The following is a 25438-nucleotide window of genomic DNA, read 5'->3' as shown; positions in this document are numbered from 1 at the left end:
GACCGCAAACCGATGAGCCAAGACAGGGCGCCGCATACGCCGGCCGATCCGGCCAAGGCCGGGCTGCGGGGGCGCTGTCCCCGCTGCGGCGAGGGGCGATTGTTTTCGGGTTTTTTGACCGTCGCGCCACGCTGTACCAATTGCGATCTGGACTACGCCTTCATCGACAGCGGCGATGGGCCGGCGGTGTTCGTCATCCTGATCATCGGCTTTATCGTCGTCGGACTGGCCCTCTGGCTAGAGGTCACGGTGGGCCCGCCCTTGTGGGTGCATTTCCTGCTCTGGCTGCCGCTGACGCTGATCCTCAGCCTGCCGCTCCTGCGCAGTCTCAAGGGACTGATGATCGCGTTGCAATACAAGCATCGAGCATCGGAAGGCCGTCTCGACCTTGACCGGTGATATCGCGCCCGTGAGCTCCGCCGCCACGGATGCCGCGTCCGGCCGCATGTCCCGCGCGCGCTTCTGGTTGGCGCTGGGTTTCTGCCTTGCCGGGATCGCGATCCTCGCCGGTCTGGGCACCTGGCAGGTCGAACGGCTCGCTTGGAAGCAAGGCCTCATCGACCGGATCGAACAGCGAGTTGACGCAAAACCCGTCGATCTGACGGCGCTTCGCGCGGCGTATGCCGCCACAGGCGATGTCGACTACATCCCAGTGACCGTCAGCGGCCGCTTCCTCCATGAGGGCGAGCGCTACTTCCTGTCGACCTTCGAGGGCCGGGCCGGCTGGAACGTTTATACGCCGCTCGTGACAGGGGATGGGGATGTCGTGTTCGTCAATCGCGGCTTCGTCCCCTATGAGCTGCGCGAGCCGCAGACGCGCCCCGAGGGGCAGGTCGAGGGAAGCGTGACGATTACGGGTCTGGCAAGGAACGCGCCGACCCAGAAGTCCGGTTATTTCGTGCCCGACAACGATCCGGCCAAGCAGACGTTTTTCTGGCGCGATCTCGATGCGATGGCGGCCGGCCTGACGCTCACAAGCAACGCGCAGGTGCTGCCGTTTTTCGTCGATGCCGGGCCGGGCCGGGCGCCCGGCGGCTGGCCGGTGGGGGGGACGACTGTCATCGACATTCCGAACAGCCATCTGCAATACGCCGTCACCTGGTACGGGCTGGCCTTCGTGCTGGCGGTAATGACGGTGTTGCTCGTGGTGCGGGATCGACGCGCGGCTCGGGCAGCCACCGGCGCCTCGAGCTGAACCGTTCAGTCGCCGCGGGTCGAACCGAACCTGCCGAGATCGGACAAGAGCCGACGGACCGTGGCGTCCGTATCGCCCCGATCGTCGCGGCCGTCGCTGAATTCTAGGCCGAAATTCCGCATTCTACGCCAGACGACCTTGGCCGATCTGATCCGCGTGTCGTCACGCTGAACGGAAAACTCGACATCGCGGGAGGGAATGTGTCCATCCGCAGCGACGATTTCGGCGCCATGGTCGGACAGGTTCTTGATCCGAACGGGCAGGATCGCGCTTTCGGGGCCGCATGTGACCGCGCCGGCCAGGCAGACACGGCGCCGGCGATTGCGTCTTTGTTCGAGCATTGGATCTCTCCCGAATTCATTCGGTATCCTGAGTAAATTCGAAGGGCGGCCCTGCCAAGCTTTGGATGTTGTTAGGCTTAACGCCAGTGGCGCAGTGGAACGACCGACAGTCTCCGCGAAGCAGTATTCCGAAAACGGATTCCGGTTTTCGCCAACATGCTGTAGGCACGGCGAGACTTGACACGTGCATGGTCGATCCCTTCATTCGCCCCGCCGACCGCGCGATACCGCCAACACCGGAGCCATTCTTGTCCGTCCCCGCCGCAAAGCCGAAACTGACGATCCGCATGTGCGAGCCGCGCGGCTTTTGCGCCGGTGTCGACCGGGCAATCCAGATCGTCGTTCTGGCGCTGAAGAAATACGGCGCCCCGGTCTATGTCCGCCATGAGATCGTCCACAATCGCTATGTCGTCGAAGGCTTGCGCAACATGGGCGCGGTCTTCGTCAAGGAACTCGACGATATTCCCGACGATGGCCAACCGGTGGTCTTTTCGGCGCATGGCGTGCCGAAGTCGGTTCCAGCAGCGGCCGAGGCGCGGGAGATGCTTTACCTCGACGCCACATGCCCCCTGGTCTCGAAGGTCCACAAGCAGGCGATGCGGCACATGCGGCTGGGTCGCCATGTCCTGTTGATCGGTCATCGCGGTCATCCGGAGGTCGTCGGCACCATGGGGCAGCTGCCCGAAGGCGCCGTGACCCTGATCGAGACCGAGACGGATGTCGCCGCCTATGTTCCGAGCGATCCGGCCACCCTCGGCTTCGTCACCCAGACGACGCTGTCGGTCGACGACACGATCGGGATCGTCGAGGCATTGCAGGCGAAGTTCCCGGCGCTGCACGCGCCCTCGTCGGAATCGATCTGCTATGCCACGACCAACCGGCAGGAGGCGGTGAAGGCAGCCGCTCCCGGCGCCGAGGTCTTCCTCGTGGTCGGGGCGCCGAATTCGTCGAATTCGCGCCGGCTGGTCGAGGTGGCGGAACGCTTCGGCGCGGCTAAGGGCGTTCTGGTCGAGGGCGTGGCGGACATTCCCTGGCACGCGATCGTGCCGGGCGGCACCATCGCGATGTCGGCTGGGGCCTCGGCGCCGGAAATTCTCATCGACGCCATCGTCGCGGCCTTCCGCGAGCGGTTCGAGGTCGCCATCGGACTGGTGCGGACGGCCGAGGAGAACGAGAACTTCCCGGTCATGCGCAGCCTTCGCCAGACGCCACTGACGGTGGCCGACATGGCCTTCGTGAACGGTCAGGTCTGAGCGTGGCGGTCTATACGGACGTTTCGGAATCGCAGCTGATGGCGTTTCTCGCCGATTACGACCTTGGCCCGTTGCTGAGCTACAAGGGCATCGCAGAGGGCGTCGAGAATTCGAACTTCCTGCTGCGCACCGGCGGCGGGACCTTCATCCTCACGCTCTACGAAAAGCGGGTAAACCGCGACGATCTGCCGTTCTTTGTCGGCCTGATGGAGCATCTGGCCGAGCGCGGGCTGTCCTGCCCGCTGCCGGTCCATACGCGCGCCGGTGAGTCGCTCGGAGAACTGTCGGGTCGCCCGGCGGCGATCTTTACCTTTCTGGAAGGTATGTGGACCCGCCGACCGTCGGCGGACCATTGCCGGGCCGTCGGTGGCGCCATGGCGCGCATGCACGCGGAAGCCGCGGATTTCCCGCTGCATCGGGCAAACGGCCTGGCGCTCGCTGACTGGCGGCCGCTGTTTGCGAGTTGCGATGGCCGCGCCGATGAGGTGGAGCCGGGTCTGTCCGACGAGATCGCGGCGGAACTGGCGTTCCTGGAAGCAAACTGGCCAACGGATATCCCGCGCGGCATCATCCATGCCGATCTCTTCCCCGACAACGTCTTCTTCCTCTCCGGTGAGTTGTCCGGCCTGATCGACTTCTATTTCGCCTGCGACGACCTCCTGGCCTACGACCTGGCGATCGGGCTATGCGCCTGGTGCTTTGAATCGGACGCAAGCTTCAACGTGACCAAGGGCAGGGCGCTGCTTGAGGGGTACGCCGCGGTTCGGCCGTTGCTGGAAGAGGAACTCGCGGTGCTTCCCGTCCTTTGCCGTGGCGCGTCCCTGCGCTTCTTGCTGACGCGGCTCTACGATTGGCTGAACACGCCGGAGGGCTCCTTCGTCACCAAGAAGGACCCGAAGGAATATTTGCGCAAGCTGCGTTTCCACCGCTCGGTCGGAAATGCGGCAGGGTATGGGTTCGATACCGGACGGGTGAAGGCATGAGCGAGGCAATCCGGGTCGAGATCCATACCGACGGGGCCTGTTCGGGCAATCCGGGGCCGGGCGGCTGGGGCGCGATCCTGCGCTTCAACGGGGCGGCGAAGGAGTTGAAGGGTGGCGCGGAGCAGACCACCAACAACCGCATGGAGCTCACGGCCGTGATCGAGGCGCTCGCCGCGCTGAAGCGCCCCTGCACCGTCGATCTGTATTCCGACTCGACCTATATGCGCGACGGCATCACCAAATGGATTCACGGCTGGAAGCGCAACGGCTGGAAGACCGCCGACAAGAAGCCGGTGAAGAATGCCGAGCTGTGGCAGCGGCTCGAAGCGGAGAAGGGTCGCCACGAGGTGGCGTTCCATTGGGTCCGGGGCCATGACGGCGACGAACTCAACGAGCGCGCCGACGAACTCGCCCGTGCCGGCATGGAGCCGTTCAAGACTGGAAAACGGGCCGCAAGGTAACGTCCCTCACGGCCCGTTCTCCATGCGTTTGCCGGGTTGACTCAGAGCTGCTCGAGCAGCGCCTCGGCCGACGATTTGTCAGCCTGACCCGGTGATTCCTCGATATTGAGGGCTTTGACGACCCCGTTCTCGACGATCATCGAATAGCGCTTGGACCGCACGCCGAGACCTGCCACCGAAAGGTCGACATCGAGCCCGACCGCCTTGGTGAACTCGCCGTTTCCATCCGACAGGAACAGGATCTTGCCGGCCGCGTCATTGGCCTTTTCCCAGGCGCTCATGACGAAGACGTCGTTGACCGACACGACGGCAATCGTATCGACGCCCTTGGCGCGGATTTCGTCGTTGTGGGTGAGGAATCCCGGCAGATGGTTCATCGAGCAGGTCGGCGTGAACGCGCCGGGAACGGCGAAAAGCACGACGGTCTTGCCGGCGAAAATCTCGTCGGTGGATAGATCGGCGGGGCCATCCGGTACCTTGGTCTTCAGTGTCGCGTTCGGAAGCTTGTCGCCTACGCCGATAGCCATATGTCGTCCCTCTTGTGTGCCGCCAAGCGACTTGATCCTGGCCAAGCGCCAGCGATGCCGGATGTGGGGCACCCAGCGCTTTTGTCGAGCCTGTCAGCCCTGCGGCGGTTTGCCCGCAACCGTGATGTCGTTGGCCTCGAAGGCGCGGGGACCATCGGTGAAGACGACGTCGATCGACTCCGGAGCGCCTTCGGCGCCGCGCGGCCGATCCACCACCTTGACCTCGAAGACGAGACTGCCGTCCCGCCAAGCTGGTGCGGCCGGCTCGTCGAAATACCAGCCTTCGGGTCCCCGCACGAAAAGATCCGGCATTTCGGCCGCCCCGGCGTATTCGGCGGTGATCGTCAGCACATCGCCCTTCGCATTGGCGACGGCCGATCGGATTCGGCCGATATCACCGGATCTATCCGGTAGGGCCGAGAAGGCCGCGGCGACGGTGGTGGCGTCGGCGGCCGCATCGCTCTCGCCGGTGAGGTTCGTCTGCACCGGGATGCAGATTTCGGCACAGACGCCGAGCAGGATCTGCGCTTCGATCGGTCCGATCGTTGCGTCCGGCTCGGGCGCGAGTTCGAAGGCGATCGACAGCGGTTGCTTGTAGCCGTTGGCGCGGCTGAAATCCTCACCCAGGCGATGCGGGGCGGGGAAGCGCAGCGTGGCTGTGCCGAGGCCGCTGGTTTCGGAAAAGTCGATCGTGGGCGGGATGCCCGAGGCGCCGGGGTCGATCCAGTAGGTCTTCCAGCCTGGCGCGAGGTCGACGACCAGCGCACCACGAACCGTGCCGTCCGGCATGGCGGTCTCGCGCGCCAACCTTATCGTGACCTGATCCGTCGCCAGCGTCGCGCCGTCGCTCGCGGCGTGGGTTTCGCCGGCCAGAAGAGCGAGGCCAAGCACGCCGGCAAGGCCATATGCCATCCGGATGGTCCGTATCATGATCGGTTCCACTCCTTCGTCCTGCCTGTACAAACGCGCGAAGCCGTGCGCGGTCAAGCGTGGATAGACCCGACGGCGGACCGCCCGCCATTCAAAATAACGAGAAGAGGGAATTTCCACCCAGAGACGTGGCCCACTTGCTCTGGTCTAATCGTCCGAATGATGAGAACCTTTGTGACGACATCCGGGCACGACATGTGGTTGGCATGAATATGGATCACGACATCGGACACGATAGCATCGATACCACGCTCGAGGGGCATTTTCTGATCGCCATGCCGGGCATGGAGGACGAACGCTTCGTGCGCAGCGTCATCTATCTCTGCGCCCATTCGGCGAATGGGGCGATGGGCTTCATCATCAACAAGCCGCAGCCGGTCAGTTTTCCAGCCCTTTTGACCCAGCTCGGCATCGTCGCCAGCGAGACGGACATCCACCTGCCGGAGAAAGGGCTGGAGGTCTCAGTCTGCATGGGCGGCCCGGTGGAAAAGGGCCGAGGCTTCGTGCTGCATTCGGACGATTACGATTCCGACTCGACCGTGCCGGTGGACGACCGGATTTCGCTGACCCCGACGCTCGATATCCTCAAGGCGATTTCGCAAGGCATCGGCCCTCGCACCGCGATCATGGCGCTCGGTTATGCCGGCTGGGCGCCGGGGCAATTGGAAAACGAGATCGCGGCGAATGGCTGGCTGACCTGCAAGGCCGATCTCGGCATCGTCTTCGATAATCAGCTCGACCAGAAATACGGCCGCGCCCTGGCCTTGCTGGGGGTCGACGCGGCGTTCCTGGCCAGCGATGCCGGCCACGCCTAGAGCATCGGACGACAACCGCTTCACGCTTTTTCGCGTCCCGCGCGGATCCCGCCGGCGCGTCAGCTGGCCCGTTTCAACCCGACCATGTGATCGTGCAGCGCCTTGCGCGCCTGCTCCGCCGTCAGTGGCTGCGAGAACATGAAGCTCTGGGCGTATTCACAGTTCAGCTGACGCAGCAGGACGAGGTCGGAATCGCTTTCCACGCCTTCCGCGACCACCTGCAAGCCGAGGTCATGGGCCATCGTGACGATCGAGTGCAGGATGATCGGGCGTTGCGGCTGGCTGTTGTTCTTCAGGAACGACTGGTCGATCTTCAGCGTGTCGAAGGGAAAGCCCATCAGATAGGCGAGGGAGGAGTAACCGGTGCCGAAATCGTCCAGCGAAAGCCCGACGCCGAGGCTGCGCAGCCGCGTCAGCAGTTGCGCCGAGCGCTCTGGATTGTCCATCACGATCGATTCGGTGAGCTCCAGCTTCAGGCTCCCCGGCGGCAGGCGGTAACGCTCCAGAACCGTTTTGACGTCGGCGATCAGATCCTGGCGAATGAGCTGCCGGCTGGAGATGTTGACCGACATGAACAGCTTCTGGTTCCCGGTCATTCGCTGCCAGTCGCTCAGTCGCCGGGCGGCTTCCTCGAGGGCAAACTGGCCGAGCTGGACGATCAGGCCTGTACTCTCGGCGATTGGCACGAACTCGGTTGGCGAGATGGCGCCGCGTCTCGGGTGCTCCCACCGCAGCAGCGCCTCGAAGCCGGCGGTTTCCTCGCCGTCGAGCCGGATGATCGGCTGGAACGCCAGCGACAACTCTTTGCGTTCGAAGGCGCGGCGCAGGTCCGATTCCACTTGCAGGCGGCCATAGCCGGCGCTGCGGTAGGAGGGCCGGAACGGCTCGATGCGGTCGCCGCCGCCCCGCTTCGCCTCGTACATGGCGAGTTCCGCCTCCTTGAGCACCTCGTCCGGGCTGGATGACTCCGTCCAGCCGGTCAGGCCGATCGCGCCGGTTAGCACGATCTCCCGGTTGGCGAAGGCGATCGGCGCCTTGATGCCGTCGCGCAGCGTCTCGGCGAAGGCCGCGACGGCCCCGACCTCGGTCTGCGACAGCAAGATCAGCCCGAACTGGTCGCTGCCCAAGCGGGCGAGCGAGTCCTCGGGCTTCAGCAGGCGCTTCAGCCGCCGTCCCAAGGTCAGCAGGATGGTATCGCCCGTGGCGATGCCGAAATCGTCGTTGACCTGTTTGAAGCGGTCGAGATCGATCACGAAGATCGTCGGATGCACGTCGGGGCGGGTTGCCGCGAGAACGCCGATTGCATCCAGCCGGTCCTTGAACAGCTCGCGGTTCGGCAGTCCGGTCAACTGGTCGTGCAGCGCGTCGTGCAGCAACCGCTCCTCGGCCTTCTTGCGCTCGGTCACGTCCTTCAGCGTTCCGACGCAGCGCGCAACCTCGCCGTCGCTGCCGAGGACCGGGCGCGCGCGCAGCGCCATCCAGTGATAGTGGCCATCTTCGTCGCGTAAACGGAATTCCTGCGAGATGCGCCCGCGGCGGTGTTCCAGGATGGTGTCCAGCGTCATCCTGAAACGATCGCGGTCGTCGGGGTGGAGGATCGGCAGCCAGTCCCGCGCCGGGCCGTTCATCGACGCGACCGGCATGCCGGCGAGGGCGTCGCCGTCGGCGCCGGCGAAGATGCGGTCGCGGCTGACGTCCCAATCGAAGATCGCGTCGCCGGTGCCCGCCAGCGCCAGCGAGCGCCGTTCCATGTCCGACAGAAGTCCCTGCGCGAAGCCGCCGCCGGCGAAGGCATGCTGCATCACCGTGAAGCCGATGAGCAGCACGATCAGTACCAGGCCGCCGCCGAGCGCCGGCTGGATGATGTCGTTGTCGATGCGGCCGGTCGTCGTCATCCACCCGGCGACGAGCCATAGCAAAATGAGGCACCAGGTCGGGATCAGCATGATCGCCCGGTCGAAGCCCTGGGCGGCGAGCGTCGCGATCAGCCCAAGCCCGACAATGGCGGTGGCTGCGAGCGACAGGCGGGCAATCCCTGACGCGATCACGGGATCGAAAGCGGCTACGGCCCCCAGCGTTCCGAGCGCGGCGAGCCACAGCACGGTAAAGATCGACAACAGGCCGTGCCAGCGGTTGAGGTTGAGGTAGGCATACAGGAAGACGACCAGCGTGAAGGCGAGGGCCACCTCCGTTCCGGCGCGCCACATTCGTTCCTGGCCCGGCAGGACCGGCACGAGTTTCTGCCAGAAGTCGAAGTCGATGCAGATATAGGCGAGCACGGCCCAGGCGAGTGCGGCCGTCGCGGGAAACATCGCCGAGCCCTTGACCACGAACAGGATCGTCAGGAACACCGCGAGCAGGCCGGAAATGCCGAGAACGATGCCGCGGTAAAGGGTAAAGGCGTTGATCGTGTCCTTGTAGGCGTTGGGCTCCCAAAGCCGGATGTCCGGGAGATTGGACGCCGTCAGTTCGGCGACGAAGGTGACGATCGCTCCCGGATCGAGGGTCACCAGAAAGACGTCCGCGTCCGAGCTCGGTTGGCGTTCCAGGGCGAAGCCCTGTGAGGGCGTGATCGAGGCGATGCGCTGGGATCCGAGATCCGGCCAGACGATGCCCGATCCGACGAGACGGAAATGCGGCGCCACGACGAGGCGGTCGATCTGCTCGTCGCCGTTATTGGCAAGAGCGAAGACCGCCCAATTGCCCGAGGCGTCGGGCGAATTCGCCTCGATCTCGATCCGGCGTACGATCCCGTCGGCGCCTGGGACGGTCGCCACCTGGAAACTGCGTCCCTGGTCGCGATGGATGTCGACCGCGGGTTTCAGGTCGATGGCGGTATCGTCGCGCGAAATGCTGACCGGCTCCAACGCCCGCGATGGTACCGCGGTCACGAAAGACGCCAGGACGAGCGCGATCAGCGCGAGAATCAGTTTCCCGGACGGGAGTGTGGATCGCATAGCCGTTCGCGAAGCCTTCTTGCGTCTCTGCGTCACAGCCATGCCGCGATCATTCCGCGGGTAGGGCACAGAGCCGTTCCCTGGACCTCGATCGCGACCATTCTTCGGCGAGCAGAGAGTAAAGATAGTGGTCCTCCCACCGCCCGGCGATTTTCAGGTAGTTTCGCAGATGACCCTCGCGCGTGAAACCGCATTTTTCCAACAATCTTATCGACCGGGTGTTGGACGGCAGGCAGGCGGCCTCGATGCGATGCAGCCCCTGCACGTCGAAGGCGAACAGCTTCATGAGATCCACCGCGCGCGGCATCAGACCGGAGCCCGCATAACGCTCGCCCATCCAGTAGCCCAACGTGCCGGACTGCGCGACCCCGCGCCGGATCTGGCCGATGGTGGTGCCGCCGTACAGGGTTCTGCCTTCCGCGTCGAACAGAAAGAAGGAGAAGCTGGTGTTTTCGCGCGCGTCCTGACTGTAGCGGCGAAGGCGCAGGCGATAGGCCTCCCACGACAATTCGTCGGCCGTCCATAACGGCTCCCACGGCTTCAGGAATTCGCGACTGTCGCCTCGCAATGCTCGCCAGGCCGCGTAGTCGCCGCGCCGGGGCATGCGCAGCAAGATCCCGTCGCCTTCCAGGCTCGGAAGCTGCGGTCCAGTCAGATGGTCGAGAATGCTCATTGCCCGCGTCAGTGACCTGCGGCGACCAAGGCCTCGGATCCCGTTCGATTATTGAGGCGGGCGACGATCTCGCCCGTGCCCGGCAGGCGCGATACCGGGCCGATGGCGGCGAGCGTCGGGGTCTGGCCCATGAACAACCGCTCGGCGAGGTCGGACAGGCGCGGCGCCGTGATCGCGTCGAGACGTCCGATCAACTCCTCATTGGCGATCGTCGATCCGTTGAACAGAAGCTGGCGAGCGATCTGCGCCGCACGGGAGGCAGGGCTCTCCTGCGACATCAACAGGCTCGATCGCATTTGCGCGCGGGCGCGCGTCACCTCCACCTCGGTGATCCCGGCCGCTGCATTGAGGAGTTCGTCGATGATCACCGGCGCGAGCTCGGCGAGTTCCGCCTCGCCCGTCGCGGCATGGACGCCGAAAATGCCGGAATCGGAAAAGCTCCAATGGAAGGCGTAGATGGCGTAGCAAAGGCCCCGCCGCTCGCGCACTTCCTGGAACAGCCGCGACGACATTCCGCCGCCGAGAATCAGCGACAGCACCTGCGAGGCGTAGAAATCGCGGGCGTAGTAGGGACGCCCTTCGAAGCCGAGGACCATCTGCGCGTCCATCAGGTCGCGCTCCTGGCGAAACTCGCCGCCGGTATAGGCGGCTGGCGTCCGCGGTTCCGAGTGCAGCGGCAGGGGCGGGGCCGCGCTCGATCCGAACGCGGCTTGCACCTGGTCCACGATCGCCTGGTGCGAAACGGCGCCCGCCGCCGAAACGATCATCCGGTCGGGCGAATAGTGCCGGGCCAGATAGGTCCGCAAATTCCCCGGATTGAAGGATTTGACCGTTTGCCGCGTGCCGAGGATCGGCCTGCCAACGATCTGGCCGCGATAGGCCGCTTCCTGGAAATGGTCGAAGACGATGTCGTCCGGCGTGTCCTCGGCCGCGCCGATCTCCTGCAGAATCACTTGTTGCTCGCGTTCGAGCTCCTGCTCGTCGAAGCGCGAGTCGATCAGGATGTCGGTCAAAATGTCGAGCGCCAGCGGCACGTCGTTTTTCAGGACACGGGCGTAATAGGATGTCGTCTCGACGCTTGTCGCGGCGTTGATTTCACCGCCGACGTCCTCGATTTCCTCGGCGATCTGGCGGGCGTTGCGCCGATTCGTGCCCTTGAATGCCATATGCTCGAGCATATGGGCGATGCCGTGCTCCTCGGGCGCCTCGTCGCGGGCGCCGGCCTTCACCCAGATGCCGAGGCAGGCGCTTTCCAGATGCGGCATGGTCTCGGTGGCGATGATCAGTCCGTTCGAGAGCTTCGTGATGTCGACGCTCATGCTTCGGCTCCCTGACTGACGGCGCGCGATCGCGCGAGAATATAGTCCTGGACGGCGCCGATCTCGTTCGGCAAACGGTCCAGCGTCTCGCGCTTTTGCATGAGGTCGGCGTGACTGGGCGGAAGCGCCGGCGAAATGCCCGTTGCCCGTTCTATCGCGGCCGGGAATTTGGCCGGATGGGCGGTGCCGAGGGTGATCATCGGCTCGGGGCCGAGGCGGGTTTCCGCAACACCCACGCCGACGGCGGTGTGCGGGTCGAGGAGATAGGCCGTGGTCGCCAACATCCGCGCGATCGTCTCGGCGGTTGCCGGTTCGTCGGTCGCCCCGGCGTCGAATTCCGCGCGGATCGCTGTCAGAACCGGTTCGGGAAGGGTGAAGCTGCCGGATTGGGACAGTTGCTGCATCAGTCGCCGTACCATCTCGCCATCACGTCCGCTCGCCTCGAAGATCAGGCGCTCGAAATTGGATGAAACCTGGATGTCCATCGATGGCGACATGGTGGCGTGGACGCCGGTGGTCTCGTAGCGGCCGCGATCGAGCGTGCGAACCAGGATGTCGTTCTGGTTGGTGGCGATCACCAGCCGCTCGATCGGCAGGCCCATGCGCTTGGCACCATAGCCTGCAAAGATATCGCCGAAATTGCCGGTCGGGACGGTGAAGGAGACTTTCCGGTCCGGCGCTCCGAGGCTGGCCGCGGCGGTGAAATAATAGACGATCTGGGCCATGATCCGGCCCCAGTTGATCGAGTTGACGCCCGAGAGCGCGACCGTCTCGCGGAATCGGCGGTCGTTGAACATCGCCTTGATCAGGGCCTGGCAGTCGTCGAAGGTTCCGTCGACGGCGACGGCATGGACGTTGTCGGCGCCGGACGTGGTCATCTGGCGCTGCTGCACCGGCGAGACGCGGCCATGCGGGAACAGGATGAAAATGTCGGTCCGTTGGCTTGCTGCGAAAGCCGCGATCGCCGCTCCTCCGGTGTCGCCCGAGGTCGCGCCGACGATGCTGGCGCGCCGCTTCCGCTGGCCGAGCACATGGTCCATCAGGCGCGCGATGAGCTGCATCGCAATGTCCTTGAAGGCCAAAGTCGGGCCGTGGAACAGTTCCAGCACGAAGTGCGAGGGGCCGATCTGGACGAGGGGGGCGACCGCCGGATGTGGGAAGGTCGCGTAGGCCTCCTCCACCATCCGTTTCAGATCCGCGGCCGCGATATCGTCGCCCACGAAGGGGGTGAGGATGTCGAAGGCTACTTCGGCATAGGGGCGTCCGGCGAAACCGCGAATGGTGTCGGCGGACAGGACCGGCCAGGTCTCGGGCACATAGAGCCCACCATCGCTCGCGAGACCTGCCAGCAGGGCGTCGGCGAAGCCGAGCACCGGCGCCTCGCCCCGCGAACTCACATATTGCACATCGTCTCCACTTCGCTTCGGATCGGAGCCGCCCGTGATCGGGACGACCGGTTTGTCGGTTGTCCGTCTGGCATGGCTTCGATCAGTCGCCTATCCGTTCACGGGCTGATATAGAACGGCACGCCACAATAAGGGAAGAACCGACTGATGCATATGGTGATCGCCGCGAGGGGTCTGGCATTCGGCGGCGCGCTGGCGCTACTGTCGGCCTGCTCATCGACGAATTCCGGCGCCGATCTCGCGGGTAACGCGCCGCCGGCAGCGTCCCTAGCCGCCGCGCAGGGAACCGAGGCGCGGTATTGTCCGAATGTGAGCCTGCGCGAGGGAACCGCCATTCTGACCAAGAAGGTCGGCGACGACGTCGATTATGTGGCGTCCGTGACCGACACCACGCGCGACTGCCGGATCGTCGACGGAAAATTGCGCATGAAGATCGGCATCGCCGGAAGGGTGATGCCCGGACCGGCGGCGACGAACCGGACCGTGTCGCTGCCGATCCGGATCGCGATTCTCAACGGCGAGGACGTGATCTATTCCCGGCTCGGCAAAACCAGCGTGCCGGTCACGCCAAACGCGGGCGCGCAGACGTTCGTCTATGTCGACGAGGCGATCGCGATCGATCAGGCATCGGCGCGAAGCGTCGTGATCTATGCGGGTTACGACGAAGGGCCGGCGGGATAACGCTCCGCCATCAGGCGTCTTGCCAACTCGCAAAGGCGGTGACGACCGCGGGGAAATCCGCCAGCCGGCTGATCACCGTCTCGGCGCCGGCTTCGCTCAGGGATTCGGCATGGCCGAGATGGGTGTGGCGTCCGCCGGTGAAGCCGACCACCCGGCAGCCGGCGGCGGAAGCCGCCGCGACGCCATGGACGGAATCCTCGATGACGATCGCCGCGCGTGGCGGCACCCCGAACGTTTCGCAGGCATGCAGAAAGACGTCCGGCTCCGGCTTGACCTTCTGGGTACCCACTTCCGGCGCGCTGAAGACGTGCGGATGGAAATAATCCCAGAGGCCGACATGCTCGAGTTCCAGCTCCAGCCGCTGCGATGACGAGTTCGAACAGATGCAACGGGGCAGCGTGATGAGATCGAGAGCGGTCCGGGCCCCGGCGATCTCCTCGACGTCGCTGCCAAGCCGCCGATCGATTTCGGCATCGATGCGGGCGGAAAAGTCGTCCGGGAAGCGGGTTCCGGTCTCGGCGGTCAGCCGCTCCATGACCAGCTGCCAGGTGAGTCCGGCATAGCGGGTGGCGAACTCCGCGGCGTCGACCTCGATGCCGTGCTCGGCCAGCATCTCGGTTTGAACCGCGGCGGCGATGATTTCCGAATCGACCAGCACACCGTCGCAGTCGAAGATCACCAACAAAGGTTCGGACATGAAAGGCTCCGGCGTATCAGATGGTTGGGTCATGCGCCCGATCCCGGAAAGCCGTATCGGGGCCGCCGACCGGCAAGCGCCGGCTCCGTTACCACGGGGCGCCGGAAACGACAAAGCCCGGGTTTCACCGATTATTTACGCCGTTCGGTAACCATGTCCTCGGTTTGATGTTTTTGCGTAACCGGTGGTGAAGATGATTAGCAAGCGTTCCGCGTCCTTGGCGACTGTGCGGGTCGAGCAGCCCGACTGGCTCGATCGGATCCATCAGGGGCATTGCGTCGCCCGAATGGAGGCGCTGCCGGCGAACTCGATCGACGTCATCTTCGCCGATCCCCCCTACAATCTGCAATTGGGCGGCGACCTGCATCGCCCCGACCAGTCGAAGGTCGACGCGGTCGACGATGCCTGGGACCAGTTCGAGAGCTTCCAGGCTTATGATGCCTTCACGCGGGCCTGGCTGCTCGCGGCGCGCCGGGTGCTGAAGCCGAACGGGACGATCTGGGTGATCGGCTCCTATCACAACATCTTCCGCGTCGGCGCCTCGATGCAGGACCTAGGCTACTGGATGCTCAACGACGTGGTGTGGCGCAAGACCAACCCGATGCCGAATTTCCGTGGTCGGCGCTTCCAGAATGCCCATGAAACGATGATCTGGGCATCCCGCGACGCGGACGCGAAGGGCTACACCTTCAACTACGACGCCCTGAAGGCGGCGAATGACGACGTGCAAATGCGCTCCGACTGGCTGTTTCCGATCTGCTCCGGGGCCGAGCGGCTGAAGGACGAGGCGGGACGCAAGGCCCATCCGACGCAAAAGCCCGAGGCGCTGCTGGCGCGGATCATCCTCGCCTCGACGAAGCCCGGCGACATCGTCCTCGATCCGTTCTTCGGCACCGGCACTACGGGCGCCGTCGCCAAGCGGCTGGGTCGCCACTTCGTCGGCATCGAACGCGAGGACGCCTATATTCGCGCCGCCGAAGCCCGGATCGCCGCGATCGAGCCGCTGGATGCCGCGGCGCTCAAGATGACGGGCGGCAAACGGGCGGAGCCGCGGATTCCGTTCGCCAGCCTTCTCGAGGCCGGCCTTGTCGCGCCGGGCACCGAACTCACCGACGCGAAAGGTCGCTGGACGGCACGTGTCCGGGCCGACGGAACCATCTCTATCGGCGAGGACGCCGCGTCGATCCATCGGATCGGGGCGAAGGTTCAAGGTCTCGACGCCTGCAATGGCTGGACGTTCTGGCATGTGCGCTCGGGTGAATCGCTGACCCCGATCGACGCGTTGAGACAGCGCATCCGCGACGGACTGGGCGCTGTCAGCGTTTGAGTCCGATTAGTCCGCCGGGGCTGAACGTGACGGGACCGGCAGGCCGAGGGCGACGAGTTCGTGGCGAAGCTGCTCGCCATCCATGAAGTGGATCGCCTGCCAGCCAGCCTGGCGGGCGCCGTCGACATTCGGCGCGCTGTCGTCGATGAAAACCGTTCTCGCCGGGGCGATGTCGAAGCTTGCCGCGTGGTGGTCGTAGATCGCGCGGTCCGGCTTGATCAGCGCGATGTCGCCCGAGACGGTCACGCCCCGCGTTTCCGTCAGGAACGGGAATTTCGCCTGCGCCTCGCGAAACGTGTCCGAGGCGAAATTGGTCAATAGGGTGACATCGACACCGCAGGCGATCAGGCCGCGCAGGATCGCCACGCTCCCCTCATAGGCATGCGGCACCATCCGGTGCCAGTTGCGGCGAAAGGCGCGAATCTCCGCGGCCATCTCGGGATGACGATCGATCGCTTCGGCTTCGGCCTCCGGCCACGGCCGGCCGCGATCCTGTTCGAGGTTCCATGCGTGCGAGCAGACCTCGCTCAAGAAGAACGCCCGGCGGTCGTCGTCGGGAATGATCTGGCGAAACGGAATGTGCGGATCGTAGTGGATCAGCACCTTGCCGATGTCGAAAACGACATGCGTGACAGTCATCCGGTTCTCTTTCTTGACGGTTTTGGCGCGGTCCCGTCGGCAAGCGCGCGGACGAGCACCTTGTGCATCAGCGTGGGGAGCGCCTCGCTGTCGCGCGTGGCCTCGTGCGACCACCATCCGGCGATGGGCGGATCCTGCGTCAGTTCGGCCCGGTAGACTTCGAGCTCTAGGCGGAAATGCGTGAAGGCGTGGGCGATCATGCCCTGGAATTGCCAATTCGCCGCGAATGGCGCGGCCTTGGCGCCGGTCGCTCCGTCGGCGCGGGCATGCCACTCGGTCGTCGGCGGTTCGCTCATGCCCGCAAGCATGCCGCTACGGGCGCGTTGGCGCAGCCAGACAGCGCCGTCCGCCGGCCGCACGGCGACGAAGGCGGCGCCTTTTCGCTCCGGCGTGGCCGCTTTGGGCTTCTTGACGGGAAACTGCTCCGCGCGACCTTCGGCCGCAGCCCGGCAGTGGGCGCGGAGGGGGCAAAGGATACAGGCGGGACCGGTAGGCGTGCAGACGGTCGCGCCGAGGTCCATCATGGCTTGCGCGAAGTCGCCGGGGCGCCGATCCGGCGTCAGTGCCGCGACGTGGCCGCGAATCGTCTTCCGCGCCCCCGGCAGTGGCGCCTCGATCGCGAACAGCCGCGTGACGACCCGTTCGACATTGCCGTCGACCACGGCTGCCGGCTCGTCGAAGGCGATCGCCGCGATCGCGGCTGATGTGTAGTCGCCGATGCCGGGTAGCATTTTGAGTTCGGCCGCGCTGCGGGGAAAGCCGCCGGCGAAGGTTTCGGTGATGGTCCTGGCGCAGGCGTGAAGGTTGCGGGCGCGGGCGTAATAGCCGAGGCCCGCCCACTCGCCGAGTACATCCGTTTCCGGGGCGGCGGCGAGGTCCTCAACCGTCGGCCAGCGATCGAGGAAGCGGGCGAAATAGGCTTTCACCGCCGCGACCGTGGTTTGCTGCAACATGATCTCCGAAAGCCAGACGCGATAGGGCTCCGGCCTTATTCCAGCCGCGCGCTCTTGCGGCGAAACGCGCCACGGCAATTTTCGGGCGTGACCGTCGTACCAGGACAGAAGCGGCTCGGCGATGGAGGGAAGAACGCTGTCCGAAGGGGTCGGTGGATCTGGCTTGAGCATCGACTGAGCTTGCCTTGACATTGCCTGATGTTCGCGCAATCGACTCCCGAAACGGGGACCGGCGGCCCGTCCACGAAAGAGTTGTCTTGAAGACCAATTACTACGTCATCAATCTGGATCGGTCTCCGGAGCGCCTTGCGGCGATCGGTGCCGATGCCGCCACGATCGGCATCGACCTGATACGGGTCAAGGCGGTCGATGGGAAGACAGTGCCGCCTCAGGCGCGCGAGATCCTCGACGAGAGCGGGTTTCGCCGCCTGCACGGCAAGATCCCGATGGACGGGGAATATGGCTGCTATCAAAGCCATATCGACGTGTTCGATGCCTTCCTGGCCAGCGACGCCGACATCGCGGTGATCTTCGAGGACGATGTGCGACTGACGCCTGCGCTCCTGCCGGTACTCGATCGGATCGTTGCCGTGGACGATTGGGACGTCGTGAAACTGATGCACCATCGCCTGCCGGTGTTCCGCGCGCACCGTTCGATCGGCGGTGGTCACCGGTTGGGGACGTCGCTGTTCGGCCCGACCGGTAGCTCGGCCGCCTACCTGGTCAACCGGCGGGGCGCGAAAACCCTGCGGCAGCGGCTCGTTCCGATGCAACTGCCCTACGATGTGGCGCTGGAACGCGGCTGGGCGCTCGGCGTCAGGGTGCGCCACGTCAAACCGGATCTGGTTGCCGGCAATCCGCTCACACAGCAGAGCCTGATCGGCGGGCGAGCAAAATACTCAGCGATGAAGCTGGCGCCGTGGCGGCGTCTGACGACCTTGCTCTTCCGGACGGCGGAAGTGGTGCGGCGCGCCCGCTTCGGCCTCATTGCGCGCACCGAACGATGATAAAACGCTGGCTCCTGGCGCGGCGCTCCTTCGATGCGCCGCTCATTGCCCTGGCGATCGCCCTGCTGGCCATCGGCAATCCCATCGCCAAGGGAGCCTTTCTCTTCTTCGGCCTGATCGGCGTCAATTTGGGCTTTGCCCGGCATCGGACCTGGCGCTATGCCGACACGGCCTTTTGCGCTGCGATCATCGCCTATGCGAGTTGGTCGATCGGGCTCATGGTGTTCCGGAACGAACCCGTAGACGGCAACCGAATGTTCTCCTACAGCCTCATCATACTCGGCTTTGTCTTTCTGCCGCTCTCGATCAGTCTTGTGCGAGAACCGTTGGATGCGCTGATCCTCGGCTCGCGCGCGGCCATTCTCGCCGCCCTGGCTTTGATTCCCTTCGACCCAATGGTCATTGGCGGCCGGATCGATCTTGGCGGCAACGCCGCGATCGTCGCCTTTCTGGCTGCGACTGCCGGTCTTGCCGCCCGGCTGGACGCCCGACGCCCAGCCTCTTTTCTTCCCAATAGCCGACTCTGGTTCTATCTCTCCTTCGTACCGGTCCTGCTATCGGGCACCCGGGCGGCGTGGTTCGTCTACCTGCTGGTCGCCCTGTTCGACGGATTGGAGCTGATTCGGCACTGGCGAAAAATTCCGTTTCGGCTGCGTTCGCTGGCGCTTCCGATTGCGGCGGTTTTGATCGCGGCGGCCGTGCCGCTGGCCTTGACCATCGCCGAACGCATCACTGCCGGGGTCCAGGAAATAGAAGAGCTGAATGACACGGGTTTGGTGCAGGCCGGCGGTTCGATGGATATCCGTCTGGTCATGTGGGCGGGGGCCTTCGATGTCGTGTCCAAGAGCCCGATCGTCGGCGTCGGCGGAATGGAACGAATGGACGCGGTCGCTGCCGCCGTCGCGCCCGCAAACGCACCCTCCGTGGCCTATTATACGCATCTGCACAATTTGTTCGTCGACGAGGCGGCGTCCAACGGTCTGGTCGGGCTGGCGCTGCTCATGTCGATCTTCGCGGTCTTTCTCATCCGCGTCACGCGATGTTCGCCCGGCCATCTCGTACCGGAGACATCCTATGCCTTCGTCTTTCTGGTCGTCACCTTCGGATCGTTCCACGGTGTCCTCCTGAACGAGTGGATGATCCTGTCGATATTTTCCTTCATGACCCTTATCCTTGTCGCGATCCGCCGCGACGCTTTCCGGGCGCGGTATCGAAGCGGCCTGTCTGGAGCGGGAGGGTGAAGCGGCGCCGGGCGCCTTCGGCGATTCCGGTTGCCGATCTCATTGGCGGTCTGATGGACCCGATCCTGAGGCGCAAGGCGGGGATGACCAGCGGCCTTGTCGCCGCTTGGTCCGAGATCGCCGGCCCCCGCCTGCAGGACATGACGCGACCGGAAAAGCTGCTCTGGCCGGCGCGGCGATCCGACACCGACGCCTTCGAGCCGGCGACGCTCGTGGTCGCCTGCGAGGCGGCCGCGGCCCTGCGTCTGCAGCATCAGACCAGCGAATTGATCGCCCGGGTGAACGCGTTCTTCGGTTTCGCGGCGGTCGAGCGCATCAAGATCGTGCAAAAAGCCGTCAATCAGGCGCGTCCGAACCGTAAGCCGAAGCTGCGAGACCTCGATCCCGGCGATATCACCCGCATCGACGACATGGTCGCGCGCATCGAGGATCCGAAGCTTCGCGACGCACTGCGGGCCTTCGCCGAGACGACGTTACGGCGCAATGATGGATGATGGGCCTTTGCGAAGCCACGCCGCCCGTTCATGAAGAGTTCATTGGACAAGTCGCAATTCTTCCGTAGATCGCAGAGACTGACGCCACCCTATCCTCAAAGGTTCCGATCGATGATGTGTATGTCTTCCGCCACCTCCCGCCGCACCCTGGCTTTCAAGATCGCTGCGCTTCTCGCCAGCGCCGGGCTCGTGGCGAGTACCGGCGGCCTGGCTCAAGCGGCCAGCGCCTCTGCCGAGGCGGCGACGGAAATTCAGGTCGCGCAGTCGGAGACCGCCCCCGCCACGCCGCCGGCCCCCACCGTCGAAGCACCGGCCTCGTCCGGCTCCGTCGATGTTTCCAAGCTGATGGCCGAAGGGCCGCTTCCCGACATCATCGTCGGCGACCCAGAGGCGCCGGTCACGATCGTCGAATACGCCTCGATGACCTGCGGCCACTGCGCCAATTTTCATGTGAATTCCCTTCCTCAGCTCAAGAAGGATTTCATCGACACCGGCAAGGCCAAGCTGATCATCCGTGAATTCCCGTTCGACCCACGGGCGCTGGCGGGGGCGATGCTAGCGCGCTGCACCGGCGATGATGCTAAGCGTACAGCGATGGTCGACGTCCTTTTGGAACAGCAGGGAGAATGGGCCCGTGCCGAGAATGCATCGGCCGCCCTCCTGAAGTTCGCCAAGCTGGCCGGAATGAGCCAGGATGACTTCACCGCGTGTCTCAACGACAAGGAGTTGCAGCAGAAGGTCGTGGAAACGCAGGAGCGCGGCCAGAACGAGTTCGGCGTGAACGCGACGCCAACCTTTTTCGTCAACGGCGACAAATACTCCGGCGCCCTTGGACCGGACGAGATGGCGGCGGTGATCGAGTCGCATCTGTAACAGCCGGCGACCTAACGCGGCGGGTGCCCGTTCCTGCGGGAGCAGGTATCCGCCGATCGACCGCGTCGGGTTTTTGCATTGCAACAATTGGCGTGTCTGCGATTTTCTTCTAGAGGTGGGCGGGGTTTCCGGCGGAAGGCCCGACTCATCGGGGAGGCAGTCGGCGGCATTCAATGTCCAAACGGATATTCACTTTCAGGCGCGGAGCGGCCGATCGCACGGCCGACGCCGCCGAAGCGCTGGGGCTGAAGGGCGCCAATCTGGCGCTGCTGGCCTCTCTCGATGTGCCCGTTCCGCCCGGCTTCACCATCGCGACGCCTGTCTGGCGTGAGGCGCAAGGGTCCGAAGACGGCTTGCCACAGGCGCTGCGGGCCGAACTGAGGGCGGCGATAGAGTGGCTCGAGGGCGTGACCGGCCGGCGTTTCGACGGCGATCAACGACCGTTGCTTCTGGCCGTGCGCAGCAGCGCCCGGGCGCAGATGCCGGGCTTGGCGGAGACAGTCCTCGACATCGGCCTCAACGACCGGACCGTCGAGATTCTGGCAACCGAGCTCAAGGATCCCGCATTCGCCTATCGCAGTTACCGGCGCTTCATCGAAAGCTATGCCGCGCTGGTCTTCGACGTCGATTCATCCCACTTCGAAGAAATCGCGGACGAGGAACGCGATCGCGCGGGCTGGGCCGTCGAGCCGGAGATGCCCGCCGACTGGCGCGCGCTGATCGCGCGTTATCAGGGCCATCTCGACAGCGAGATCGGCGCGGTGCTGCCGCAGACGCCGCTCGAGCAGTTATTCAGCGTCGTGGCCGCCAGCTATGCGAGCTGGCGCAATCCGCTGGCGGTGTCGCACCGATTGATCCAGGGTATCCCGGAAAATGCCGGTCTCGCGGTCACCGTGCATGCGATGATCTTCAACGAGCGCAACTACCACTCCGGGACGGGTCGCGCGGTCTCCCGCGATCTGGGTAGCGGGCAATCCCGGCTGTCCGGAGAGTTCGGACTGGGCGCCAGGGGGTCTAGCGCCATCGGCGAGAAGCCGCCGGTCCTCGACCTGGCGGACCTCGCGAATGGCGAGTGTCGCGATTTTCCGACCGATTTGAGCGAGTTGACCCGTCATGTTCGCCGCATCGAGGCCCATGCCGGCGATGCGGTCGAGGTCGATTTCATGGTCGGGGACGGCGAGCTGTTCCTGATGCAGTCGCGGATTGCCCGTCGGACCGCGCCGGAGGCAATCCGCGTCGCGGTCGAACTCGTCAAGGAAGGGCTGATCGAGGAATCGGAAGCGATTCTGCGAATCGACCCGGCGTCGCTCGATCAGTTGCTGCATCCGACCATCGAACGCTCGGCGGATTTCGTCGTGCTCGGCCGGGGCATGCCGGCGTCACCGGGTGCGGCGACGGGTGAGATCGTGTTCACCTCCGAGCGGGCTCAGATACTGGCGAACGAAGAGCGCCCGGTGATCCTGGTGCGAAACGAGACCCACCCCGAAGATATCCACGGCATGCATGTCGCCGAGGGCGTCCTGACCATTCGTGGCGGCACCACAAGTCACGCGGCCGTGGTCGCCCGCGGCATCGGCAAACCGTGCGTGACCGGCGTTGGATCACTGCGCATCAATGCTCAAAAGGGAACCCTTCACGCCGCCGGCCGCGTACTCAGGGAGGGCGACCGGATCACCATCGACGGCTCTACCGGCGATGTGATCGAGGGAGCAGTGCCTTTGGTCCGGCCGTCACTGACCGGCGATTTCGCAACATTGATGGAATTCGCCGATCGAGCGCGGCGCATGCGGGTGCGGGCCAATGCCGACACACCGGTCGAAGCCCGTTCCGCCCGCTCCTTCGGCGCCGAGGGCATCGGCTTGTGCCGGACCGAGCATATGTTCTTCGAGGGCGACCGCGTCCGCGCCATGCGCGAGATGATCCTGTCATCGGACGAGAGCGGGCGGCGGGCGGCGCTCGAAAAGCTTTTGCCCATCCAACGCTCCGATTTCATCGAGTTGTTCGAGATCATGGCGGGCTTACCGGTGACGATCCGCCTGCTCGATCCGCCGCTGCACGAGTTTCTGCCCAAGAGCGATGCGGAGATTACCGAGACGGCGGCGATGCTCGGCGTCGACGAAACAGTCGTGAAGCACCGGATCGCGGCGCTCGAGGAATTCAACCCGATGCTCGGCCATCGCGGCTGCCGATTGGCGATCTCCTATCCCGAGATCGTCGAGACGCAGGCGCGCGCGATCCTGGAGGCGGCGGTCGAGGCCGGCGAAAAGACCGGCGCCGCGGTCGTTCCCGAAATCATGGTCCCGCTGGTCAGCCTGCGCAAGGAACTCGACTTCGTGAAGGAGCGTGTCGATCGGGTCGCCGAACTGGTCATGGCTGAGCGCGGCTGCAGCATCAACTATCTCGTCGGCACGATGATCGAGTTGCCAAGGGCCATCGTGCGCGCCGATACGATTGCCGAGGTCGCCGAGTTCTTCTCCTTCGGCACCAACGATCTGACCCAGACCGTCTATGGCATCTCGCGCGACGACGCCGGCAATTTCCTGTCGACCTACGTCCGTCAGGGGATCATCGAGCGAGACCCGTTTCAGACCATCGACGTCGAAGGCGTCGGCGAACTCATCGGTCTCGCTGTCGAGAAAGCGCGGCGCACGCGTCCGGACATTTCGCTCGGCGTGTGCGGCGAGCAGGGCGGGGATCCGGCCTCGATCGCCTTTTTCGAACAGACTGGACTCGACTACGTGTCTTGTTCGCCGTTTCGCGTGCCGATTGCCCGGCTTGCCGCGGCCCAGTCGGCGATCCGGGCGAGCCGTTCGCTCCGTGGCCGGGGGCGGCGTCAGGAACCGTAGTAGAAGTAGATCGCAATGCAGGTCGTGAAGCCGACGATCAGGTTCATCGGCGCGCCGATCTTGACGAAGTCGAAGAACCGGTAGTTGCCGGCGGCATAGACCAGCGTGTTGGTCTGGTAGCCGATCGGCGTCGCGAAGGAGGCGGAAGCGCCGAACATCACGGCGACGACGGCAGCCCTCGGATCAAGCCCGAGCGCGGTAGCCAGGCTGATCGCGATCGGCGTCACCACCACGGCGACGGCATTGTTGGTGACGATCTCGGTCAGGATCGACGAGATCGCGTAGATGCTCAACAGCACGATGAAGGGCGAGGCATCGCGCAGGAGCGGCTCTATCGCCCCGACCAGCAAGTCGACGGCCCCCGAATTCTGCATCCCAAGACCGATTGCCAGCATGGCGAAGATGAGGATGAGGATGTCGCCTCGGATCGAGTGCCAGGCTTCGTCGGCATCGATCACCCGCACCAGAAGCAGGGCGGCGATCGCGACGAACGCAAGCACCTGGATGCTCGCCAGCCCATAGGCGGCGACGCCCACGACCCCGGCGAGCGCGCCGATGGCAATAGGCGCCTTGCGACGCCGGAACGGCCGTGCCTCGCTGACGTCGATGCCGATGAGATCATTGGCCTCGGCGATGCGGGCGAGCGCCTCCGGACGTCCTTCCAGAAGCAGACGATCGGCGGGACGCAATTTCGTACCGTGCAGCGTGGGACCCGGCACGTGCCGATGACGCTGGACGCCGAGAACCGCGACGCCGGATCCTGAAATTCCTGTTAGTTCGGAAATGCGGCGGCCGATGCCGCGCCGGTGCGGCGCCACGGTCGCTTCGACGACGACCCGTTCTTCATCCTTCTCTGCGGAGAGCGTGACGCGGGCGATCCGGACGTTCTGGTTGGCGTTCAGCGTCAAGAGTTCCTCGGCTGTCGCGAATAGCACGATGCGGTCGGATTTTTGGATCTCGATATCGCCGATGTCGCGGCGAAGCGTCTCCGAGCCGCGCAAAATGGCCATCGGCTGGATGCCGCGCGCTGAAAAGGTTGCGGCGTCCTTCAGTCGCTTGCCGATCGAACTCGCGCCGTCCCGCACGACGATCTCGCTGAAATAGAGATTGCCTGCGTCGTCGCCCAGGACGTCTTCGGCCGAGCTGCGGTCGGGTAGGAGAAACCGCCCGACGATCAGCAGGTAAACAATTCCGGTGATCGACGCGACGATGCCGACCGGAGTGATCTCGAAGATCGAAAATCGCTCCATCCCCTGGCCGCGCGCGACGCCGTCGACCAGAAGATTGGTCGACGTGCCGATCAACGACAAGGTGCCGCCGAGAATGGTCAGGTACGACAGCGGGATCAGCAGCCGCGTCGATGCCACACCCAGTTTCTTGGCGATCTCCATCATGATCGGAATGAACACGATCACCACCGGCGTATTGTTCATGAAGGCGGAGGCGACCATCACGCCGAGACCCATGACGGCAAGGGTCATGAGGGGGTATCGCTCGACGCTGGCGACGAGCCAGCCCGCGGCCCCTTCCAGCGTGCCGGTTCGCACCAATGCGCCCGACAGCACGAACATCGCCGCAATGGTGATCGGCGCGGGATTGGAAAAGACCGAGGCGAACTCGTCCGCGTCCAGATAGCCGAGCACTAGGAAGCTCACGGCGCCGCCGACCGCGATCACCTCCGGCGGGTAGAGCTCGAGGGCGAAGGCCACGAAAACGACGCCTATCACCGCCAGCGCGATGTAGGAGGAATAGTCCGTGAGAAAGGCGTTCATGAGGTTCCGTCGGCGAGGAGGTCCCGGCAGAACTCAGAACTGCGACGA

24 protein-coding genes are annotated in these 25438 nt (G+C 64.8%); 13 read left to right on the top strand and 11 right to left on the bottom strand.

Annotation, left to right across the window (positions count from 1 at the left end; all coding sequences use genetic code 11):
* Positions 1-12 precede the first annotated feature (12 nt).
* Together VSX60_RS01320 and VSX60_RS01315 are read left to right on the top strand one after the other, a co-directional pair.
* Positions 13-399: a DUF983 domain-containing protein gene (locus VSX60_RS01320; protein ID WP_327622319.1), complete on the top strand. Its 387-nt coding sequence runs from the start codon at positions 13-15 to the stop codon at positions 397-399.
* Positions 400-445: 46 nt separating this feature from the next.
* Positions 446-1195 carry an SURF1 family protein gene (locus VSX60_RS01315; protein ID WP_442873032.1) on the top strand — a complete coding sequence of 250 codons (750 nt, stop codon included), beginning with the start codon at positions 446-448 and terminating at the stop codon, positions 1193-1195.
* Between the two features lie 5 nt (positions 1196-1200).
* On the opposite strand, the gene VSX60_RS01310 is transcribed toward VSX60_RS01315, so the two are convergent.
* On the bottom strand, positions 1201-1536 hold the full coding sequence (locus VSX60_RS01310) for a PilZ domain-containing protein (protein ID WP_327622317.1): 336 nt from the start codon (positions 1534-1536) through the stop codon (positions 1201-1203).
* 248 nt (positions 1537-1784) lie between these two features.
* On the opposite strand from VSX60_RS01310, the gene ispH reads away from it, so the two are divergent.
* The 3 genes from ispH to rnhA are packed head-to-tail and all read left to right on the top strand — an operon-like array spanning position 1785 to position 4233.
* On the top strand, positions 1785-2789 hold the full coding sequence (gene ispH / locus VSX60_RS01305; RefSeq protein ID WP_327622316.1) for a 4-hydroxy-3-methylbut-2-enyl diphosphate reductase: 1005 nt from the start codon (positions 1785-1787) through the stop codon (positions 2787-2789).
* Between the two features lie 2 nt (positions 2790-2791).
* The gene (locus VSX60_RS01300; RefSeq protein ID WP_327622315.1) at positions 2792-3772 is read left to right on the top strand and encodes a homoserine kinase; all 981 of its coding nucleotides are present in this window, start codon (positions 2792-2794) and stop codon (positions 3770-3772) included.
* Positions 3769-4233: a ribonuclease HI gene (rnhA, locus tag VSX60_RS01295; RefSeq protein WP_327622314.1), complete on the top strand. Its 465-nt coding sequence runs from the start codon at positions 3769-3771 to the stop codon at positions 4231-4233. The genes VSX60_RS01300 and rnhA overlap by 4 nt, the downstream gene beginning before the upstream one ends.
* Before the next feature lie 41 nt (positions 4234-4274).
* Here rnhA and VSX60_RS01290 read toward each other — a convergent pair whose 3' ends face one another.
* Positions 4275-4760 carry a peroxiredoxin gene (locus tag VSX60_RS01290; RefSeq protein ID WP_327622313.1) on the bottom strand — a complete coding sequence of 162 codons (486 nt, stop codon included), beginning with the start codon at positions 4758-4760 and terminating at the stop codon, positions 4275-4277.
* 93 nt (positions 4761-4853) lie between these two features.
* A complete protein-coding gene (locus VSX60_RS01285; RefSeq protein ID WP_327622312.1) occupies positions 4854-5690 on the bottom strand; it encodes a protein-disulfide reductase DsbD domain-containing protein in 837 nt (278 codons plus the stop codon).
* A 212-nt stretch (positions 5691-5902) separates the two neighbouring features.
* On the opposite strand from VSX60_RS01285, the gene VSX60_RS01280 reads away from it, so the two are divergent.
* Positions 5903-6505, top strand: a complete 603-nt coding sequence (locus tag VSX60_RS01280; RefSeq protein WP_442872837.1) for a YqgE/AlgH family protein — start codon at positions 5903-5905, stop codon at positions 6503-6505.
* 59 nt (positions 6506-6564) lie between these two features.
* Here VSX60_RS01280 and VSX60_RS01275 read toward each other — a convergent pair whose 3' ends face one another.
* From VSX60_RS01275 to thrC, 4 genes are read right to left on the bottom strand one after another with little or no spacing between them, the layout of a single operon-like run.
* On the bottom strand, positions 6565-9462 hold the full coding sequence (locus tag VSX60_RS01275; RefSeq protein ID WP_327622310.1) for an EAL domain-containing protein: 2898 nt from the start codon (positions 9460-9462) through the stop codon (positions 6565-6567).
* A 49-nt stretch (positions 9463-9511) separates the two neighbouring features.
* Positions 9512-10135 (bottom strand): GNAT family N-acetyltransferase, encoded by a 624-nt coding sequence (locus VSX60_RS01270; RefSeq protein ID WP_327622309.1) that lies wholly within the window; start codon positions 10133-10135, stop codon positions 9512-9514.
* An 8-nt stretch (positions 10136-10143) separates the two neighbouring features.
* Positions 10144-11454 carry a M16 family metallopeptidase gene (locus tag VSX60_RS01265; protein ID WP_327622308.1) on the bottom strand — a complete coding sequence of 437 codons (1311 nt, stop codon included), beginning with the start codon at positions 11452-11454 and terminating at the stop codon, positions 10144-10146.
* Entirely contained in the window at positions 11451-12860 is a 1410-nt protein-coding gene (gene thrC / locus VSX60_RS01260) for a threonine synthase (RefSeq protein WP_327622307.1), read from the bottom strand. The genes VSX60_RS01265 and thrC overlap by 4 nt, the downstream gene beginning before the upstream one ends.
* Positions 12861-13007: 147 nt before the next feature.
* Between thrC and VSX60_RS01255 the strand changes: the two genes are divergently transcribed.
* A complete protein-coding gene (locus tag VSX60_RS01255; protein ID WP_327622306.1) occupies positions 13008-13541 on the top strand; it encodes a hypothetical protein in 534 nt (177 codons plus the stop codon).
* Positions 13542-13551: 10 nt separating this feature from the next.
* On the opposite strand, the gene VSX60_RS01250 is transcribed toward VSX60_RS01255, so the two are convergent.
* A complete protein-coding gene (locus VSX60_RS01250; protein ID WP_327622305.1) occupies positions 13552-14238 on the bottom strand; it encodes an HAD family hydrolase in 687 nt (228 codons plus the stop codon).
* A 193-nt stretch (positions 14239-14431) separates the two neighbouring features.
* On the opposite strand from VSX60_RS01250, the gene VSX60_RS01245 reads away from it, so the two are divergent.
* A complete protein-coding gene (locus VSX60_RS01245) occupies positions 14432-15565 on the top strand; it encodes a site-specific DNA-methyltransferase (protein WP_327622304.1) in 1134 nt (377 codons plus the stop codon).
* A 6-nt stretch (positions 15566-15571) separates the two neighbouring features.
* Here the strand turns inward: VSX60_RS01245 and VSX60_RS01240 are convergent, their stop codons facing one another.
* Positions 15572-16204, bottom strand: coding sequence for an HAD family hydrolase (locus tag VSX60_RS01240; RefSeq protein ID WP_327622303.1), 633 nt, complete (start codon positions 16202-16204; stop codon positions 15572-15574).
* Positions 16201-17328 (bottom strand): A/G-specific adenine glycosylase, encoded by a 1128-nt coding sequence (gene mutY, locus VSX60_RS01235; protein WP_327622302.1) that lies wholly within the window; start codon positions 17326-17328, stop codon positions 16201-16203. Before mutY ends, VSX60_RS01240 begins: the two co-directional genes overlap by 4 nt.
* Before the next feature lie 86 nt (positions 17329-17414).
* Here mutY and VSX60_RS01230 point away from each other — a divergent pair, with 86 nt between their 5' ends.
* From VSX60_RS01230 to ppdK, 5 genes are all read left to right on the top strand, one after another.
* The gene (locus tag VSX60_RS01230; protein WP_327622301.1) at positions 17415-18164 is read left to right on the top strand and encodes a glycosyltransferase family 25 protein; all 750 of its coding nucleotides are present in this window, start codon (positions 17415-17417) and stop codon (positions 18162-18164) included.
* Positions 18161-19405 (top strand): O-antigen ligase family protein, encoded by a 1245-nt coding sequence (locus VSX60_RS01225; protein ID WP_327622300.1) that lies wholly within the window; start codon positions 18161-18163, stop codon positions 19403-19405. The genes VSX60_RS01230 and VSX60_RS01225 overlap by 4 nt, the downstream gene beginning before the upstream one ends.
* Positions 19402-19899 carry a DUF721 domain-containing protein gene (locus tag VSX60_RS01220; RefSeq protein ID WP_327622299.1) on the top strand — a complete coding sequence of 166 codons (498 nt, stop codon included), beginning with the start codon at positions 19402-19404 and terminating at the stop codon, positions 19897-19899. Before VSX60_RS01225 ends, VSX60_RS01220 begins: the two co-directional genes overlap by 4 nt.
* A gap of 120 nt (positions 19900-20019) precedes the next feature.
* Complete coding sequence (locus VSX60_RS01215; protein WP_327622298.1) at positions 20020-20772, top strand: DsbA family protein; 753 nt, start codon at positions 20020-20022, stop codon at positions 20770-20772.
* A gap of 173 nt (positions 20773-20945) precedes the next feature.
* On the top strand, positions 20946-23618 hold the full coding sequence (gene ppdK / locus VSX60_RS01210) for a pyruvate, phosphate dikinase (RefSeq protein WP_327622297.1): 2673 nt from the start codon (positions 20946-20948) through the stop codon (positions 23616-23618).
* Here ppdK and VSX60_RS01205 read toward each other — a convergent pair.
* Entirely contained in the window at positions 23606-25390 is a 1785-nt protein-coding gene (locus VSX60_RS01205; protein WP_327622296.1) for an SLC13 family permease, read from the bottom strand. The two genes, ppdK and VSX60_RS01205, sit on opposite strands and share 13 nt — an antisense overlap.
* Positions 25391-25438 lie beyond the last annotated feature (48 nt).

The sequence above is a fragment of the Aurantimonas sp. A3-2-R12 genome (assembly GCF_036016755.1).
In the GTDB taxonomy this organism is placed as follows: Bacteria; Pseudomonadota; Alphaproteobacteria; order Rhizobiales; family Rhizobiaceae; genus Aurantimonas; species Aurantimonas coralicida_A.
This window is presented reverse-complemented; position numbering and strand designations above follow the sequence as displayed.